The following is a 15,305-nucleotide window of genomic DNA, read 5'->3' on the forward strand; positions in this document are numbered from 1 at the left end:
GAAGGTTGTCGTCGTGGACATGGCGACAGCGTGACGTAGCGCGCTAGGTCGTCTACACCGCGTTTCCGGGACGTGCGGGACGTTCCGCGTTACCGTCTGGACACGTCCTCAACGTCCTCCCGATTCGAGGCCGCCAGTGGCTAACGACTCTCTACGCCATGCCATGACCAATGCGAGACTTACCGAGAGGGATCTCGCGCTGCGATGCGAGGTTGACGTCAAGACGGTGTCCCGCTGGCTGGCTGACGAGGCACGCGTGCCGCACCCACGTCATCGGTGGGCCGCTGCCGAAGCGTTGGGAGTGGATGAGTCCGTGTTATGGCCCGAGGCGATAAGGAACACGGTCAAGACTGGGCCTGATCGGGAGGTTCTTTCGGTCTACCCCTATCGGTCAGCCTGCCCAAAGAGCGTATGGCGGGCGCTCATCACCGAGGCGAAGTCGAACATCACCCTGGCCGGATACACGAACTACTTCCTTTGGCTGGAGCACCCCAATCTGGCGAAGGTGCTCAAGCGCAAAGCTGAGCAGGGCTGCCGCGTCCGTTTCCTGATCGGTGACCCAGACAGTGAGGTAACCCGCCGACGGGAGGAAGCCGAAGCTGTCCCGCTCACGGTGTCCACTCGGATCCGTATCACTCTGGCCGAGCTCGACCAGCTCAAGGACGTACCCGGCATCGAGGCGCGCTTCGGTGACGAGCACATCGCCCTGTCGGCATTCCAGTTCGACGACGAGATGCTCGTCACCCCACACCTGGCCAAGCTGGTCGGCCACGACTCGCCGCTCCTGCATCTCAAACGCCATCAGGAGGACGGCCTCTACGACCGCTTCGCGTACCACGTCAACGAGTTGTGGTCGGTAGGCCGAGACATCTGGCCAGGATGAGTACCAGGCGTGTGCCTCACGTTCCATGGAGTCGGTCCAGGTAGGCGAAGCTGGTCAGTCGACTGAGATCGACATTGTCCCCTGAATCATTGGCGGGCTGGCGGGCGCGCCGGGCAGCGGTGTAGAACTCGGTTGTGATCATGCCAATGGGTGACGATTTCGACGGCCGCATCCGGACCGCAGCCATGACGTGGCTGCGGCAGCGATGCACGCCGGAAAATCCGGTGGTGGAGCGGAGCGAGCTACTGGGTTTCCAGTTCGAAGGGCGAACATTCCCGCTGATCGACAACCAGCTCGGTATACGTAAGCCCCAGGGGATGGTCGCCGCGCTGTCAATTCTGACGACCTATACCCATGAAGGGGAGCGTGCGCCGTACGAAGACGGTGTCGGAGCCGATGGGCTGCTGCGCTACAAGTTCCAGGGCAATCCGAACCACTACACGAACGTCGGCCTTCAACGTGCTCACGAGTTCGGGGTGCCGTTGATGTGGTTCTTCGGGGTGAAGCCGGGGTTATATCTGCCCTACTTCCCAGTCTGGATCGTGGCCGTTGAGCCGGAACAGTCTCAGGTGGCGGTTGCGCTGGAAGAGGCCCAGCGGCATCTCAGCTTGGAGGGCCCGGTCAGCGAGATTGAGCGCCGCTATTACAACGGCATGGTCAAGCGACGGTTGCATCAACCGGTTTTCCGGCAGCGCGTGATTCAGGCGTACGGAGCCGCGTGTGCGATGTGCCATCTCAAGCACTTGTCCCTGTTGGATGCGGCGCACATCATCCCCGACCGGGAGGAGCAGGGCGTTCCAGCCGTCTCCAACGGAATGGCCTTATGTAAGATCCACCATGCTGCCTACGACCAAAATATCCTCGGTGTCCGGCCTGATCTCGCAATCGAGGTGCGTGCGGACATCCTCGAGGAGGTCGATGGGCCGATGCTCAAGCACGGCTTGCAAGAGATGAATGGTCTACGGCTGGTGGTTCCCCGCAGGCGGGTGGATCAGCCGAAGCGGGAGTTGCTTGAGGAGCGTTACGAGCGGTTTCGCGCCGCCGGATGACGGGGTAAGCAGGTGCGGCTTCGTCGCCTGGACGTTCGCACGCCGTCTGCTGTCCCAAATCCCACATCCCTGGACGTGGCATGCGCTGTACGGCGGCGCCTTAAACACAGCGGGTGGCCGCCTACGGGCCCGCTTCGCGGCCGTGAACTCCCTGCGGGAACTGCTCGACCTCGGCCGTTCGCTGCACACAGACGAGCGCGAGGCGGGGAACCTCGCCGTGCTCGCCCAGATGCTCGCGGGCAGCCAGATGGACGACAAACTCGCCCCCGCCACAGCGGCGGCCTTCGTCGGCCTCGAACTGTACTAGGGCGTCGATAAGGACGGCGCGGAGCGCGCGTTCGAGAGCTTGGAGCAGCTCGCCGGCCTGGTCGCCGCGCTGGAGGACATGGGCCCGCTGGTTCGCCGTACGGTCCGTGTTTGTTTCCGCCAGGCCAACGGCGACTGACGGGCCGGCACTGTTCAGAGCCCGGTGCGGTACGCCTCAAGGCGGTCGGCCAGTTCCTTCGGGTGACCGAGCATCGGACAGTGATCACCCGGCATTTCGTCCGGTTGGAAACCGAGACGGTCGGTGACGATTCCGCGCATGAACTCGGCCGGGAAGAAGCGGTCGTCGGCGGCCAGTAGGAACCTGGTCGGCACGTCCGGCCAGGAGGCCAGCGGCCACGGCTTGCCGAATGGGGTAGGCGCCTGGTGCCGCTGGTGCCGGGCTACGAACTCGGCGGCCAGGTCGGTTGGGGTGTCGTGCAGCACGAGGGAGAACGTGTCCTCCTCCATGTCGCCTGGGACGCCTCGGCGCCGATCGGCTTCCTGCCGTGCGGCCCAGTAGCCGGTGTTGCCCCACCACTCGCCGGGCGATTCGGCGGGAGCCGGGATCTGAGCCTGGAGCATCACGAGCAGGTCGGCAGGCACCCTGTCACACACCAGCGGGCCGGTGAACCCACCGAACGAGTGGGCGACGACGACCAGATCGGTGCGCCCGCCGATCGCCTCGACCACCGTGTCCGCGTACTCCACGAGCCCGGCCGACTCCTGATCACACGGCAGGTCCGGTGCCACCACGTCGTGGCCCCGGTCGCGCAGGGCGGCCGATAGCGGTCCCCAATACCAAGAATCGACCGCCGCAGCGTGGATCAACACGTAAGTCGCCATTGGACAGAATCCTCCCGGGTTGTCGCGTCCAGTTCAGGTCTACGCGCACAGGTAGAAGTGAGTCAGCGCAGCGGGGGGACGGCGTTGCGGGCGCGGTCGAGGGCGAGCACCGACCACCAGGTGCCGCCTATCGGGTCGACCTGGTGGTAGACGGGGTCCTGGGGACCCTTGCCGCCCCGGGTGCACTGGCCGTTGGACTGCTCGGGGGAGCGGAGCCACAGGAACGCGTCGGCCAGCTCGCTGCCCGTGTCGGCGGTCGGGCGGCGGCCGACGCCGCGGCCCGGAGGGTTGCACCAGATCTGCGGGTCGGCGTACTTGCCCTCCGGCGGCTGCCACACACCCTTGCCGTTGCGGCTGGTGTCGATGACGAAGTGGGTCAGGGCCGCCCCGGCCGGCACCGCGTCGAGCTCGGCGCCGGTGCAGGTGCTCCCTCCGTTGCTCATCTTCAAAAAGAGGCAACGGGACAGGCTTTCCCCATACCTGAGAAGCTCGTCGGTTTCCTGGAAGTCCGCCGTGTTCAGGTAGAAGCCGTCGGCTCGCTTCACCCCGGCCTTCACGAGCCGATCGGCGATCTCGACGAGACTGGGCCAGCCCTTGATGCCGCCGTCGAGGTACACCGCGGTGTGCGGGAGCTTCCCCAGGCGGTTCACCGCGTACGCGAGCTCACGGTAGCGCTCGGCCGCGCCCGCCTTGGTCCCCTGCGAGCAACTGTTGGAGCCGGGAAGTCTGGTCAGGCTGTTCGGCTCCAGCACGACCACCGTCCGCGCCGCGCCGATGCCCTGCGCCACACGGTCGATCCAGTCACGGTACGACCGCTCGTCCGGCTCTCCCCATTGGGAGCAGTCCTTCATCGGCACGTGGTCGGTCACGAACACGGGAACGGCATGACGGGCCGCGGCCACCCGCACGGTGGACGCGACCGTGCGCCCGGCCTCGGCGGCAGGCATGTTCAGGTCCACGGGATGGGGCACCGCGGCGAGAGCACGCATCAACGCCGCGTCGGTCTCCTTGCCCTGCGCGCTCCAGACGCTCGCCTGGCGTTGCGCCTCGGGATCCGGCCGGTACGCGAACCGTACGCCGGGCTCGCGGAGCGGGTTGCCGCCACTGCCCGTCGGAGCCTTCGACGCGGCCGGAGTGGTGGGCGTCGGCCCCCCGGAGACCACCACGGCCGAGTGCGTGGAGGCGACGGAGGAGGTCGCGGACGCCGAGGCATGCGGGTCGCCGCCGGAGGGCCATGCGGCGACCACCGTCGCGATCACTGCTAGCCCGGCCACTCCGGCCCCGACCCCGGTCAGCAGCCTGCGGCGGCGTCTGCCGCCCCCCGGCAGTGTCGTGACCCACGACGCGTCGACCGGGGACGAGCCGGTGAGGGTGTCGAGAATGTCCTGTACGGTCGGGCGTTCGGCGGGGTTCTTGGCCAGGGCGCGGGCGACGAGCGTGCCCAGCGGCCCGTCGAGGCCGGTCAGGTCGGGCTCTCCGTTGATGACCCGGTTGATGACGACCGGCAGCGGCCCGTTGCCGAAGGGGGCGTGGCCGGTGCCGGCGTACGCGACTGTGCCGGCCCAGGCGAAGACGTCGGAGGCGGGTGTGAGGGGGCCGCCGTCGAACTGTTCGGGGGACATGAACGAGGGGGTGCCGACGACGGCGCTGCTGTGGGTGGCGGTGTCGGACAGGTGGGCGACGCCGAAGTCGATGACCTTGGGGCCGATGGGGGACAGCAGGACGTTGCCGGGTTTCAGGTCGCGGTGGATGATGCCGGCCGCGTGGATGGCGCGCAGGGCGGTCGCGATGCTGACCGCGAGGCCGTCCAGGCTGGAGCCGCGCAGCGCCCCGTCTCGTTCGACGGCCTCCCTCAGGGTCGGCCCGGGCACGTATTCGGTGACCAGGTAGACGGTTTCACCGTCGACTTCGGCGTCCAGGACGGCGGCGGTGCAGAAGCGGGCGACCCGCTTGGCCGCTTCCACCTCGCGGCGGAATCTGCGGCGGAAGTCGGGGTCGGCGGCGATCGTGTGGTGGAGCAGCTTGACCGCCACGTGCGTGCCGTTCGGGGCCTCGCCCAGGTAGACGGTGCCCATGCCGCCCTCGCCCAGTCTGCGCAGCAGCCGGTACGGCCCGACCTGGTGCGGGTCGCCTGCCCGCAGGCCGGGCTCATGCTGCCCGGGTAAGCCCCCCGCCTCGCTGCCGCCGTTCACATCGCCCCCGGAATGCTCTTCGACAGATCGACAAGGATCCTATTGGCCGCCGTCGGCGTCGTCCTTCCCGCCGTGGTCGAGGCCGATGAACTGCCGCACGTACGCCTGGTAGGCGTCGGCCCGGACTCTGGCCGACGGCGATCGAGCGCCTCGGACGATGCTCTGCGGGATGCCGCCGGAGCCGGCCCGCCTGGACTGGTAGTCCCGCAGTCGTTCCCGATGGTCGTCCGCCCAGTCGTGAATCGCCCCGATGCGGGCGAAGTAGAACGCCACGGCCAGCAGGGGCGTGAGGAGAACCGTCGTCACGATGGGGCCGACGTCGTGCAGGAGCACCCCGGCGATCAGGACGGCTCCGGCCACGAAGCCGACTCTGATCAGACCTCTCCGGATGCTCCGGCGGTCGGCCCGGGCCTGCTCGGCCCACTCGCGCAGGCGCCGCAGCGGAGGCTGGTACGCCTCGCCGAGCTGGATGACTTTCGGTAGCCAGCCTGCGTACGCCGCCAGGGTCAGCGCGACGACATACCAGGACAACGTCGCCGCGATGTCCGGACGAGCCCAGCCCCACACGATCCAGGCCACCGGGATCGTGGCCGCACCCCAGGCCCCGAGCCACAGCGTCGCGCGGACGACCGCTTCGAATCGGGCGGTGGGCGACAGCCGCCGGCGTTCGTAGTCGGCCCACTGACGGTCCCGCAGTGCGGAGGCGTGATCCAGCACGGTCGTCAGCCGCTGGTTCTGCCGGTCGACTGCCGCCTGGTGCCGTCGCTGGTCCGCCTGGGCCGCGGCGAAGGCAGTGAAGTCGGTGCGCAGGAGCCACCCGATGGGGGTATCCGAGCCGCCGTCCCGCGCGCGCAGCCAGTCGTACCACGCGATCTCACCAACGGAGGGTGGCGCCACGTGCTCGCAGGCGGCGCGCAACCACGCCTTGGTCTCCGGGTAGGGCAGGAGGGCCGCAAGCAGCAGCCCGCACGCCCCGCTCTCGGCCCATTCCCGGGCTTCGGTCGGCAGTCCGGGAACCTCGGCGGCCAACCGCCGCCACGAATCCCAGGCCTCGTCCCAGGCCTGTTGCGTTCCGCGCAGCGCGCTCAGCACCGTGAACCTGGAGAGGGCGTCCAGCAAGCCGCCCTCGCACAGATCCCGGTAGAGCTCCCACTCAGGGCCGCTTTCTCGCAGACGACCGATCCTGAGCGCCTCGGAGAGCGACTCCGGCGTCACGACCGTCCCTCGCCAGACGGCTTCTCCCGCAGGATCGAGCCAGCCCAGCAGGTGAAGCAGTTTCAGGTCGGCCGGGAGTCCGCCGTCGCGGAGCCGGTGGTCGACGAGCTCGATCTGAGCGGTCAGGTCGTCGGCGGTGAGACCGTCGAGCTCGTGCAGCCACGCGAGAAGGCCGAGCCAGCCGTCGGAGGGCGCGCCGGGTGTGCCCGCGCCCTCGAAGAACTGACGCCTCGCGGCGGTCCAGTCGCCGCGGATGGCGGCGGCGAGCTCCTCCCGGGTCGCGACCGCCGCACCCGCGAGGACCAGCGGGCGGCGCTGCGGCGCCGGGTGGTGGATGTGGTTGATCTGGACGTTGCGATCGCCGAGTTGGAAGGGGGCCGGGCCGTGGAAGACGTTTCCCGATACTCCGTCTCTTCCCGATACTCCGTCTCTTCCTGATTCGGAGTCGCGGGTCATGCCCTCGGCCCGAAGTGGTTGTCCTGACGGTTGTGATCCCCGACCTGAAACGCGGTCGGTCCATGGAAGACGTTCCCCGACACTCCGCCCACCGACGCCTGCCGGGCCTGGTCGGCGATGTCGTTCAGCTCGCGGGCGACCCGTTCGCGTTCGGCCTCGCCGAGACTCTCCAGCAGCATCTCGAACCGGGCCGTCCAGGACGCCTCCTGCCGGGCCCGTATCAGCGCCGCTTCCCCGGGGGCGAGCGAGGCGAGATCCGTCGCGGTCTGGTCCAGCCGCATCAATTCCGCCTGCTCACGTTCGGGATCGTCGCGGCCGAGCACCTGGGCCACCCGCTGCCGCACGGTCACCCACACGTCCGTGCCCGCGGCCTGCACCACCGCGGTGCCGCCCGCCGCGGCCACCGCTGCCAGCCACTCGACCAGCATTTCCGGCCTCCTCACACGTTTTCCTGACACTTTATATCTGGCCATGGTGAGGTCGCCGGATGTCCCGGCAGGGAAATCGACCCGGAAAACGAGGCCGCTCGAAGGCATTACGCCTGATAATGCCTTGGATCGTCGGCAGATCGCGCCCCGCGATCAGCCGGAAAGCTACTGGACGCAGAGAGCGGACACGGTCACGTCGTAGATGTACCAGCTTCCGGTAGGCGTCACGTACACGTAGTTCACGGCGGTCGTCTGGTAGCCGGTGCAGTCGCCTCCGGCCGCGAGGATGGCGGCACGTGCCGCTGTCGCGCCGTTCTGCACCGCCGCTGAGTACGTGCCGGCCTCACCGCGAGCCGTCGCCGTGCGCGGCACCGTGTAGGAAGGCGGCGGCGGCGCGGGAGCGCACAGGCCGGTCGCGGTCCCGCTGTACTGGTAGCCGCCTCCGCTCGGTACGACGTACACGAGGGTGGCCGAGGAGGTCACGTTCGTGCAGACCTCCCCCAACTGGGCGGCCATGTTGGCGAGGGCCGTACGGGCGCTCGCCTGGGCCGCCGCCGAAGCCGTGGCCTGCGTCTGGCCCCATGCCGAGCCGGTCGCCGTCCGCCAGGTGTCGGCGTGGGCCGCCGCCGAGTTGAGGCCGATCCCCGCCACGACGAACGCCACCAGGATCGTCAATCGGCCGGCGAGCGAAATACGCCAGGATTTTCCGTACGGTTCATCGTGCTGAGCCATTCGCGCCTCCTGTGAGGGCCTGATGAATAGCGACAGTGCAGGATGTGCTCTGATCCCCGCTTATGGGCACGATCTCGGGGCGCGCGAAAGTCAGCGTAGATTCGCCGTTTCCCGGCGGCCATCTTCGGCGGCGTGGGCGGCGTGGACGTGCTGGTGGGCGATCTCGGCCGATGAAAGTTTCCGCCCTCGTCCCGGGCCCGCGTGGCTCACACGGGGTGGTCCAGCTGCCGCCATCGGCCGGGGTCGTTGAGTCGTTGCAGTCGTAGCGCCTCGTCGTGGTAGCCACGACGGGCGTCCTCCTCGGTGCGGAAGGCCAGGGGCCTGCCGCGCGGCTCCGACGACGTCACGTACCAGTCGCCGTACTCGCAGCCGCTCGGCAGCCGGCCCAGAGTGATCTGGAAGGACTTGGACGGATCGGCGGCGGCGAACTCCCAGAGGGCCACCGGCTCGAGACCGGAACAGGTGGACAGCCACCCCGGCGGCAACTCCCCGCTCCCTGCCTCCCCCCGCTCGGCCGCCAAGCGCTCCAGTTCGCGCGGCGCGACGAGCAGGTATGCCGCCAGGACGCGTGACGCCTTCGACAGCCCATACTCGGCGGACAGGTCGCGGTCGACCTCGTCCCAGTGGGTGCCGACCACCCGCCCCAGCTCCAGCGCGTCCAGCCTGCCCGACATCAGTTCCTCGCGGACCGGCAGGATGTCGCGAAGCCATCCCGTGCCCGACTCGTGCAGGTTGAACAGCTCGGCGTCCTCGGTCCACATGCCGAAGCGCAGGAGCAGATGGTCGCCGCCCGTCTCCACGGTCAGCCCTTCCAGCGCGTCGCCGTGCGCGTACGGGGCGACGGCCCGCGCCGGCAGCGCCTCGCCGGGGATCCGGAAGGCGACCGTACGGGGACCGTAGTTGTCGAAGAACAGCCAGGCGTCGAAGGTCTGCTCGACGAATTTCTCCATCTCCCGCGTGTAGTCGTCCCAATCCACGGATGCGGAGAAATGGTCCGCCGTCACCATCGGCTGCCCGGGCAGCATTCGCAGCACCGACTGGGTGTTCTCGTCGAGAACCCGCTCGAGCGCCACGGCCTCGATGTATCTGTAGTGACGGCGTTCGTTCCGGTATTTGCGCCTGCCCAATGCCTGCACCCCCTGGGAACGCTCCGTCCGACGTACTGTAACGATCACGCGAATCGAACGGGCGGAATCAGGCGCAAAAGGGCGTCAGCTCGTGAGCGCGGCCGCCAGCAGCTCGCGGAGCGCGATCGGCTTACGGCCGAGCAGCTCCCCGAGGCCGGGTCCGGCCTCGGCGAACTCTCCCTGACGGCTGGCCTCGAACATGCCCAGCAGGAACCGGGCCTGCTGCTCGGGAACGCCGCGCGCCACCATGCCCGCGACCCACTCGTCGTCCGGGACCGTGACGCGGGTGATCTCGCGCCCCGTCAGGTCGGAGGCGATCGCGGCGACGTCCGCGAGGTCGAGCGCCTCGGGACCGGTCAGCGGCGGCGTGATCCCGTCGAGCCTGCCCTCCTCGGTCAGCGTGACGGCGGTGGCCTCGGCGAGGTCGGCGTGGGCGGTCCAGGAGACCGGTCCGTCCTCGGGTGCGACGAGCGTGCCGCTCTCGAGCGCCTGGCTCACGAACTGGATCGCGGTGGTCGCGTAGAAGCCGTTGCGCAGGGCGGTGAACGCGACCCCGGACGCGCGCAGGTCCTGCTCGGTCTCGGCGTGGGACGGCATCGGGGCGAAGGGGGAGGCCGGGTTCGCGCCCATGTGGCTGGTGTAGAGGATCCACTCGGCGCCCGCGGCCGTGGCGGCCTCGATCGCCGTACGGTGCGGGCGGGCGTCCGCCGGGCCGGAGATGATCAGCACCTGCGAGGCGCCCTCGAACGCGTACGCCAGGCTCGCCGGGTCGTCGAAGTCGCCCTGCCGGACGCGTACGCCGCGGTGCGCGAGGTCCTGGGCCTTGTTGAGGTCGCGGACGCTGACGCCGATCCGGCCGGCGGGGACGCGGGCGAGCAGGTGCTCGACGACGCCGCGGCCGAGCTGACCGGTCGCTCCGGTGATGATGATCACGATCCACTCCAAGCTATCGCTGGTATCGGAAGAAAGCTAACACTGGAAAATCATCGATAGCAACAAGCTGATATCGTTGAAAGCATGAGTGATCCTGAGGGCGAGTCGGCGAGCGGCCGAGACAGGACGCGGGCGCACATCGTGTCGGTCGCGGCCGGGCTGCTCGCGAGCGGCGGGCGAGAGGCCGTCTCGACCAGGGCGGTGGCCGCCGCGGCGGGGACGCAGGCGCCGACGATCTACCGGCTGTTCGGCGACAAGGAGGGCCTGCTCGACGCGGTCGCCGAGTATGGCTTCAGCTCCTATCTGCAGGACAAGAAGGCGAGCCCGCCGGCCGGCGACCCGGTCGACGCGTTGCGTGCCGGATGGGATCTGCACGTCGGCTTCGGGCTGGCGAACCCCGCCCTGTTCTCCCTCATGTACGGCGATCCCACGCCGGGGCGGCAGTCGCCCGCCGCCCTCGCCGCCTTCCGCATGCTGGGGGAGCGCATCCGCGCCATCGCCGCCGCCGGCCGTCTGAAGGTCGGCGAGCGCCTGGCGGCGGACCTCGTGCACGCCGCGGGCTGCGGCACGGTCTTCACGCTGCTCGCCCTGCCCGAGGAACGGCGCGACCCGCGCCTGTCGGAGGTGGCCCGCGCCGCGGTGATAGCTGCCATCACCACCGACGCCCCCGCGGTCGAAACCCCCGGACCGGCCGCGGCGGCGATGGCACTGCGCGCCGCGCTGCCGGACGCCACGGCTCTCACCGACGGCGAACGCCACGTGCTCGGCGAATGGCTCGACCGCCTCGCCGCGGACGGATCCGCCTGACTTCCCGGCGCGTCGTCCGGAGTCAGCGCGCCACGCCGGTCCCCGCGTGGTCGAGCAGGAGTTCCCGGCGCAGCCGGGCCAGGTGCGTCCCGCCGTCGTAGGACGACGAGCTGTAGCGGTCGATGTCGTGAATGGCACGCCAGCCCGGAAGCCGGTCCCGGACGATCCGCAGGATTCCGATGACCGGCACGGCGTCCGCGCCGCCCGAAGCGGGCCCCAGGATGGCCGGCCCGGAGGTGAGTATGGCGTCCACCTGGGCGTACCCGTCCTCGACCTGGCGGGTCACCTCGGCGATCGCTTCCCGCCTCGTGCAGCCGGTCTCGTGGCGGAGCACCCTGACGAGGTTGTAGGGAGTGCCGGCGGCCTCGTCCTGATCCAGGGTCCGCAGGTCGTTCTCCGCGAGCACGGTGGCCGAGCCGAGGTCCAGCAACCGCCGCAGAAGCGGATGGTCGCGTACGGACGACGTCGACCCGCTGCCACATGTCATCTCGAAGGCGTCCAGGAAGACGGGCACCCCGGCGCTCCCCAGGCGCAGCGGGAACTGGTCGCGCAGGCTGGGGATGAACCCGCTGAGCCGATGGCATGCCTCGCGCTCTGCCGCGTCCAGCCAATCGAGCAGGTGGCCGATGGCCCGCGTCCGCCACCAGGGCGGCTGCATCGGGCGGATCCGCTCCCACGCCTGGGCCAGAGCCGTGGCGACCGCTCCACCGGTCAGAGGGGTGTCGTCGAGCCCGCCGATGAGTACGGCGAGCCGGTGGCGCAGCCGGGCGGCCTCCGCGTGGTCCGCGAGACCCGGTTCGTCGAAGAGGTCGTCGAGCACGACGCACACCAGCATCCACCGGGCCAGGGTTTCGAGCTGCTCGGCGTCGGCGCCCGGCCACATCAGCGCGGTGGCCGCGGCCACGCCGCTCCATCGCGGGTGGCGGGTCTCCTCCGGTGTGGCGGCCAGCCCGGTGTCCAGCAACCAGGTGTCCAACCGCTCCTGCACCGCCCGGACCAGGACGTCGCCCTGAGCGGAAGCGGAAGCGGGGGAGGGTGCGGAAGCGGAAGCGGGGGAGGGAGCGGAAGCGGATGCGGGGGAGGGCGCGGGCACGGTGACAGCAGCCGGGCCGGCCTGTCCGACGGAGCCCATGACCGACCGCACGTAGTCGGCCAGCGCCTCTCGTGACCCACGATCGCCGACGCCCTTGAGCTGCCGAAGGGCCGCCTCCGCCTGCTCGTCGGCGACCTTCCGGGCTTCCTCCACGGCTCCGCAGGACAGGACCAGGTGCCGTGCGCGCTCGGCCTCGGCCGTCGTCAGGCCGCGACGCAGCAGCCGGGCGAGCGCCGGTTCGCCGGCCAGGGCCCTGATCACGGGGAGTGTGTAGACGCCTTCGACGATGTCGGAGTTGGCGGGTTTCCCGAGCTCCTCGGTCGTGGCGGTCAGGTCGAGGATGTCGTCGCGCACCTGATAGGCCATGCCGAGATGCCAGCCGAACCGCGCCATGGCCTCCTCCGCCTCCGGGCCCCGCCCGGCCTGCATGGCGCCCAGCCGGCAGGCGAGGGACAGCAACTCGGCCGTCTTGGCGCCGGTCACCTCCAGGTAGGCCTCCTCGGTGCGGGAGAGCAGGAAGCGATCGGCGGTCTCGGCGATCATCCCCGAGCAGATGTGCTGGACGGCCTCGGCGGCCACCCGCGCCTCGCGCTCGCCCAGCTCGGCGACGATCCGGCTGCCGCTGATGAACAGGAGGTCACCGGCCAGGACCGCCAGGCGTGCGCCCCACACGCTGTTGACGCTCGGCCGGCCCCTCCGTTGCCGCGCGTCGTCGATGACGTCGTCGTGGTGAAGCGATGCCATGTGCAGCAGCTCGACGGCGGCCGCGGACTTGACGGCGCGGACGTCGGCGGCCCGCTCCGGGCCGGCGAACACGTAGTACGACAGCAGTGCCACGATGGGCCGGATCAGGTGGCGGTGACCGGCCGGTTGCCTGGTCAGCGCCGTCAGATCAGCGCGGCTCGGCACGTCCGCCAGGCCGACGATGTCGCGCACCCGTTCCAGGTCGGACTCCAGGGCGGGGAAGACACGGGAAACGATCTCAGATGTCATGGATGCTCCTGACGGGGGATTCAGGCGGAAACCGTCGACGGCCCGCCCACCGGCTGGTGGACGCGCGTGCGGCCGGCGAAGGCGGAGATGCCGAGGACCGCCGTGCCGAACGCCCAGCACACGGCGGGGGCGACGGCGCTCCAGGGCACCGTGTCCAGGGCCACCGCCGCGACCGCCCCCTGCATCGGCCCGTAATCGGGCAGGTAACGCACCAGGGCGCCGGCCGCGGCCGGAGTGGCGAGCGGGCTCTGCAGGGCCAGATCGACCGAGCAGATCACGGTGACGAGGACCAGACCGGCCAGGTCGCTGGTGAGCACGGCGGCCAGGACGATGCCGATCCCCCCGTAGATCAGCGCCCCGCCGAAGAGGGCGGCGGCGAGCAGCAGGGGCTGCGCGGGCCGGTGGGTCAGGCAGATCAGACCGGTCGCGTACGCCGCGACGCAGAGCGCGACCACCACCAAGGCGGTGAGCTTCGCCGCGATGAGGCACAGTTGGGGGAGACCCGAGCGCACCAGCCGGCGATCGAAGGACGCCGAGCTCAACATGGTCACGAACATCATGAACCCGGTGATCAACGCGAGGATCTGCAGCGCCCCGGCGAGCTGGTTGAGCACGTTGGCCGGCAGGGTGACGACCCGCTCCGCGGCGCGGACGTGGAACGGGAGCGCGACCTCCAGCGACAGGGCGTAGATGAGGATCGCCCACACCGGTATGAAGACGACAATGATCACGAGGGCCAGCCGGTTGCGCAGATGCTCCACGAACGTCATGCGCACCGCGGTGGCGTAACAGTCCCAATGGCGTCTCACAGGGCACCGGTCCTGTCCGCGACATGCAGCAGGCCGCCCTCCAGCCGATGGAGCGTGTCGAGGCGTGCCGCGTCGTACGCGAGGTGGGAGACGACCAGCACCGAGCGGCCACGCGCGCGCAGCTCCTCGGCCAGGTCCCAGAACCGCACGTACGTCTCCCAGTCGAAGCCCTGGTAGGGCTCGTCGAGCAGGAGCACGTCCGGGTCGTGCATCAGGGCGAGGACGAGGTTCAGCTTCTGGCGCGTGCCTCCGCTCAGCGTGGTGGGCCGGGCCCGGCGGGAGCCGGAGAACCGCAGCACCTCCAGCAGTTCCTCGGCCCTGCGCAGGCTCTCCAGGCCGTAGGCGACCTGGAAGAACCGCAGGTGCTGCTCGACCGTGAACGCGTCGTGCAGCACCGTCTCCTGCGGGCAGTGACCCACGCGCCCACGGTGGCGCACCGACCCGCCGTCCGGCCGCAGGTCGCCGGCGAGGACGCGCAGCAGCGTGGTCTTGCCCGCGCCGTTCTCCCCGACGACCCCCACCACCCGGCCGGGCGGCAGATCGAGATCGACTCCACGCAGGACCGGGCCACCCCGGTAGCCCTTCCGTACGTCCCGCACCCGCAGCACGGGCTCATCCGACGGCACGCGCCACCTCCTCCGACCCGGTCCCACCTGGCTGCGCCACTGAGGTGCGTCGCTACTGCGGTGTGTCGACGGCGATGAACGCGACCGCGCCGCTGCCCTGGACGCTGCTCACGCCCTTGGTGGAGCACTGTCCGATGTCCGAGGTGGGAGCGGCCTTCCCGGCGATCCGCTTACCCTTCAGCTTCCCTTCGGTGACCTCGCCGACCAGCATCATGTCGCCGGGGTTGTACGAGGCGATTCCGTCCATGTTGGGCCCGATCGTGGAGGTGCCCAACGTCTGGCCCTGGGCGTCCTTCCAGGTGACGGTGCCCGTGCCGGTGACGTTCTGGACGCCCGTGCAGGACGCCTGGGCGCTGCCCTGGAGGGCGACCGTCCCCGAGCGGATGTTGGGGAAGCTGCCGTCGGGCGAGGCGCAGTTGGTGAGCGTCAGGGTGCCCTTGGCGGTCACCGTGCGGGCCTCCTTGCCCACCACCGGGTCGGCGGTGATCGGCTGGGTGCTGCTCGTGCTCATCGCGCACGTCAGCACGGTGTGGCCGCCCGGCTGCTTCGGCGAGGGGTCGGCGACCGGCCTGATGCTCGCGCCGGTGCCGCCCGACGCGCCCTCGGCGACCGACGGGACGACCGTCAGGGCCAGGGCCACCACACCCGCCGCCGCGGCGCCGATGCCGCCGGCCAGGTACGCGCGGGATCGAGATACGTTCATGGACTTCCCCCCGAGTGATTGCTGTCTGCAAGATACTTATCACAATCAGTAACGGGAGGGCTGGTGACTGGGCACGGGTCATCTGCAGGTCCCTGAGCTTTCACTCCGGG

General features: G+C 69.9%; 15 protein-coding genes. 4 read left to right on the forward strand and 11 right to left on the reverse strand.

Translation table 11 applies throughout. The features are described from left to right. Positions 1 to 163: 163 nt before the first annotated feature. From ABZ860_RS09460 to ABZ860_RS09470, 3 genes are all read left to right on the forward strand, one after another. Positions 164 to 883, forward strand: a complete 720-nt coding sequence (locus tag ABZ860_RS09460) for a DUF5919 domain-containing protein (RefSeq protein ID WP_357217363.1) — start codon at positions 164 to 166, stop codon at positions 881 to 883. 146 nt (positions 884 to 1,029) lie between these two features. Then, positions 1,030 to 1,932 (forward strand): HNH endonuclease, encoded by a 903-nt coding sequence (locus tag ABZ860_RS09465; RefSeq protein ID WP_357217366.1) that lies wholly within the window; start codon positions 1,030 to 1,032, stop codon positions 1,930 to 1,932. A gap of 142 nt (positions 1,933 to 2,074) precedes the next feature. Continuing rightward, a complete protein-coding gene (locus tag ABZ860_RS09470; protein WP_357217369.1) occupies positions 2,075 to 2,239 on the forward strand; it encodes a hypothetical protein in 165 nt (54 codons plus the stop codon). A gap of 152 nt (positions 2,240 to 2,391) precedes the next feature. Here the strand turns inward: ABZ860_RS09470 and ABZ860_RS09475 are convergent, their stop codons facing one another. The 7 genes from ABZ860_RS09475 to ABZ860_RS09505 all read right to left on the reverse strand — a co-directional run bounded on the left by ABZ860_RS09475 (position 2,392) and on the right by ABZ860_RS09505 (position 10,164). Next, the gene (locus tag ABZ860_RS09475; protein WP_357217372.1) at positions 2,392 to 3,081 is read right to left on the reverse strand and encodes an alpha/beta hydrolase; all 690 of its coding nucleotides are present in this window, start codon (positions 3,079 to 3,081) and stop codon (positions 2,392 to 2,394) included. A gap of 62 nt (positions 3,082 to 3,143) precedes the next feature. Further along, positions 3,144 to 5,273, reverse strand: a complete 2,130-nt coding sequence (locus ABZ860_RS09480) for a glycoside hydrolase family 6 protein (RefSeq protein WP_357217374.1) — start codon at positions 5,271 to 5,273, stop codon at positions 3,144 to 3,146. Positions 5,274 to 5,312: 39 nt separating this feature from the next. After that, positions 5,313 to 6,944 carry a hypothetical protein gene (locus ABZ860_RS09485; RefSeq protein ID WP_357217377.1) on the reverse strand — a complete coding sequence of 544 codons (1,632 nt, stop codon included), beginning with the start codon at positions 6,942 to 6,944 and terminating at the stop codon, positions 5,313 to 5,315. Further along, complete coding sequence (locus ABZ860_RS09490; RefSeq protein ID WP_357217379.1) at positions 6,941 to 7,372, reverse strand: hypothetical protein; 432 nt, start codon at positions 7,370 to 7,372, stop codon at positions 6,941 to 6,943. The genes ABZ860_RS09485 and ABZ860_RS09490 overlap by 4 nt, the downstream gene beginning before the upstream one ends. 165 nt (positions 7,373 to 7,537) lie before the next feature. Next, entirely contained in the window at positions 7,538 to 8,104 is a 567-nt protein-coding gene (locus ABZ860_RS09495) for a hypothetical protein (RefSeq protein WP_357217381.1), read from the reverse strand. 206 nt (positions 8,105 to 8,310) lie between these two features. Continuing rightward, positions 8,311 to 9,231 carry a hypothetical protein gene (locus ABZ860_RS09500; protein WP_357217383.1) on the reverse strand — a complete coding sequence of 307 codons (921 nt, stop codon included), beginning with the start codon at positions 9,229 to 9,231 and terminating at the stop codon, positions 8,311 to 8,313. Between the two features lie 84 nt (positions 9,232 to 9,315). Beyond that, entirely contained in the window at positions 9,316 to 10,164 is an 849-nt protein-coding gene (locus tag ABZ860_RS09505; RefSeq protein WP_357217385.1) for an SDR family oxidoreductase, read from the reverse strand. Positions 10,165 to 10,248: 84 nt separating this feature from the next. Here ABZ860_RS09505 and ABZ860_RS09510 point away from each other — a divergent pair, with 84 nt between their 5' ends. Next, positions 10,249 to 10,971 carry a TetR/AcrR family transcriptional regulator gene (locus tag ABZ860_RS09510; protein ID WP_357217388.1) on the forward strand — a complete coding sequence of 241 codons (723 nt, stop codon included), beginning with the start codon at positions 10,249 to 10,251 and terminating at the stop codon, positions 10,969 to 10,971. Positions 10,972 to 10,993: 22 nt separating this feature from the next. On the opposite strand, the gene ABZ860_RS09515 is transcribed toward ABZ860_RS09510, so the two are convergent. Genes ABZ860_RS09515 through ABZ860_RS09530 form a run of 4 tightly spaced genes read right to left on the reverse strand, consistent with a single transcriptional unit; the run spans position 10,994 to position 15,195 of the window. Beyond that, positions 10,994 to 13,057 carry a polyprenyl synthetase family protein gene (locus ABZ860_RS09515; protein WP_357217390.1) on the reverse strand — a complete coding sequence of 688 codons (2,064 nt, stop codon included), beginning with the start codon at positions 13,055 to 13,057 and terminating at the stop codon, positions 10,994 to 10,996. A gap of 20 nt (positions 13,058 to 13,077) precedes the next feature. Beyond that, complete coding sequence (locus tag ABZ860_RS09520; protein ID WP_357217392.1) at positions 13,078 to 13,866, reverse strand: ABC transporter permease; 789 nt, start codon at positions 13,864 to 13,866, stop codon at positions 13,078 to 13,080. Then, the gene (locus ABZ860_RS09525) at positions 13,863 to 14,492 is read right to left on the reverse strand and encodes an ABC transporter ATP-binding protein (RefSeq protein WP_357217394.1); all 630 of its coding nucleotides are present in this window, start codon (positions 14,490 to 14,492) and stop codon (positions 13,863 to 13,865) included. Before ABZ860_RS09525 ends, ABZ860_RS09520 begins: the two co-directional genes overlap by 4 nt. Before the next feature lie 52 nt (positions 14,493 to 14,544). Further along, positions 14,545 to 15,195: a hypothetical protein gene (locus ABZ860_RS09530; protein ID WP_357217396.1), complete on the reverse strand. Its 651-nt coding sequence runs from the start codon at positions 15,193 to 15,195 to the stop codon at positions 14,545 to 14,547. Between the last annotated feature and the right edge of the window lie 110 nt (positions 15,196 to 15,305).

Source organism: Microbispora sp. NPDC046973 (genome assembly GCF_040644495.1).
In the GTDB taxonomy this organism is placed as follows: domain Bacteria; phylum Actinomycetota; class Actinomycetes; order Streptosporangiales; family Streptosporangiaceae; genus Microbispora.

What these genes read in the sequence shown, in the direction of transcription:
- ABZ860_RS09460 (WP_357217363.1), top strand. Translation starts at nt 164, where the DNA reads ATGACCAATGCGAGACTTACCGAGAGGGATCTCGCGCTGCGATGCGAG.
- ABZ860_RS09465 (WP_357217366.1), top strand. Translation starts at nt 1,030, where the DNA reads ATGGGTGACGATTTCGACGGCCGCATCCGGACCGCAGCCATGACGTGG.
- ABZ860_RS09475 (WP_357217372.1), bottom strand. Translation starts at nt 3,081, where the DNA reads ATGGCGACTTACGTGTTGATCCACGCTGCGGCGGTCGATTCTTGGTAT.
- ABZ860_RS09485 (WP_357217377.1), bottom strand. Translation starts at nt 6,944, where the DNA reads ATGACCCGCGACTCCGAATCAGGAAGAGACGGAGTATCGGGAAGAGAC.
- ABZ860_RS09490 (WP_357217379.1), bottom strand. Translation starts at nt 7,372, where the DNA reads ATGCTGGTCGAGTGGCTGGCAGCGGTGGCCGCGGCGGGCGGCACCGCG.
- ABZ860_RS09495 (WP_357217381.1), bottom strand. Translation starts at nt 8,104, where the DNA reads ATGGCTCAGCACGATGAACCGTACGGAAAATCCTGGCGTATTTCGCTC.
- ABZ860_RS09510 (WP_357217388.1), top strand. Translation starts at nt 10,249, where the DNA reads ATGAGTGATCCTGAGGGCGAGTCGGCGAGCGGCCGAGACAGGACGCGG.
- ABZ860_RS09515 (WP_357217390.1), bottom strand. Translation starts at nt 13,057, where the DNA reads ATGACATCTGAGATCGTTTCCCGTGTCTTCCCCGCCCTGGAGTCCGAC.
- ABZ860_RS09530 (WP_357217396.1), bottom strand. Translation starts at nt 15,195, where the DNA reads ATGAACGTATCTCGATCCCGCGCGTACCTGGCCGGCGGCATCGGCGCC.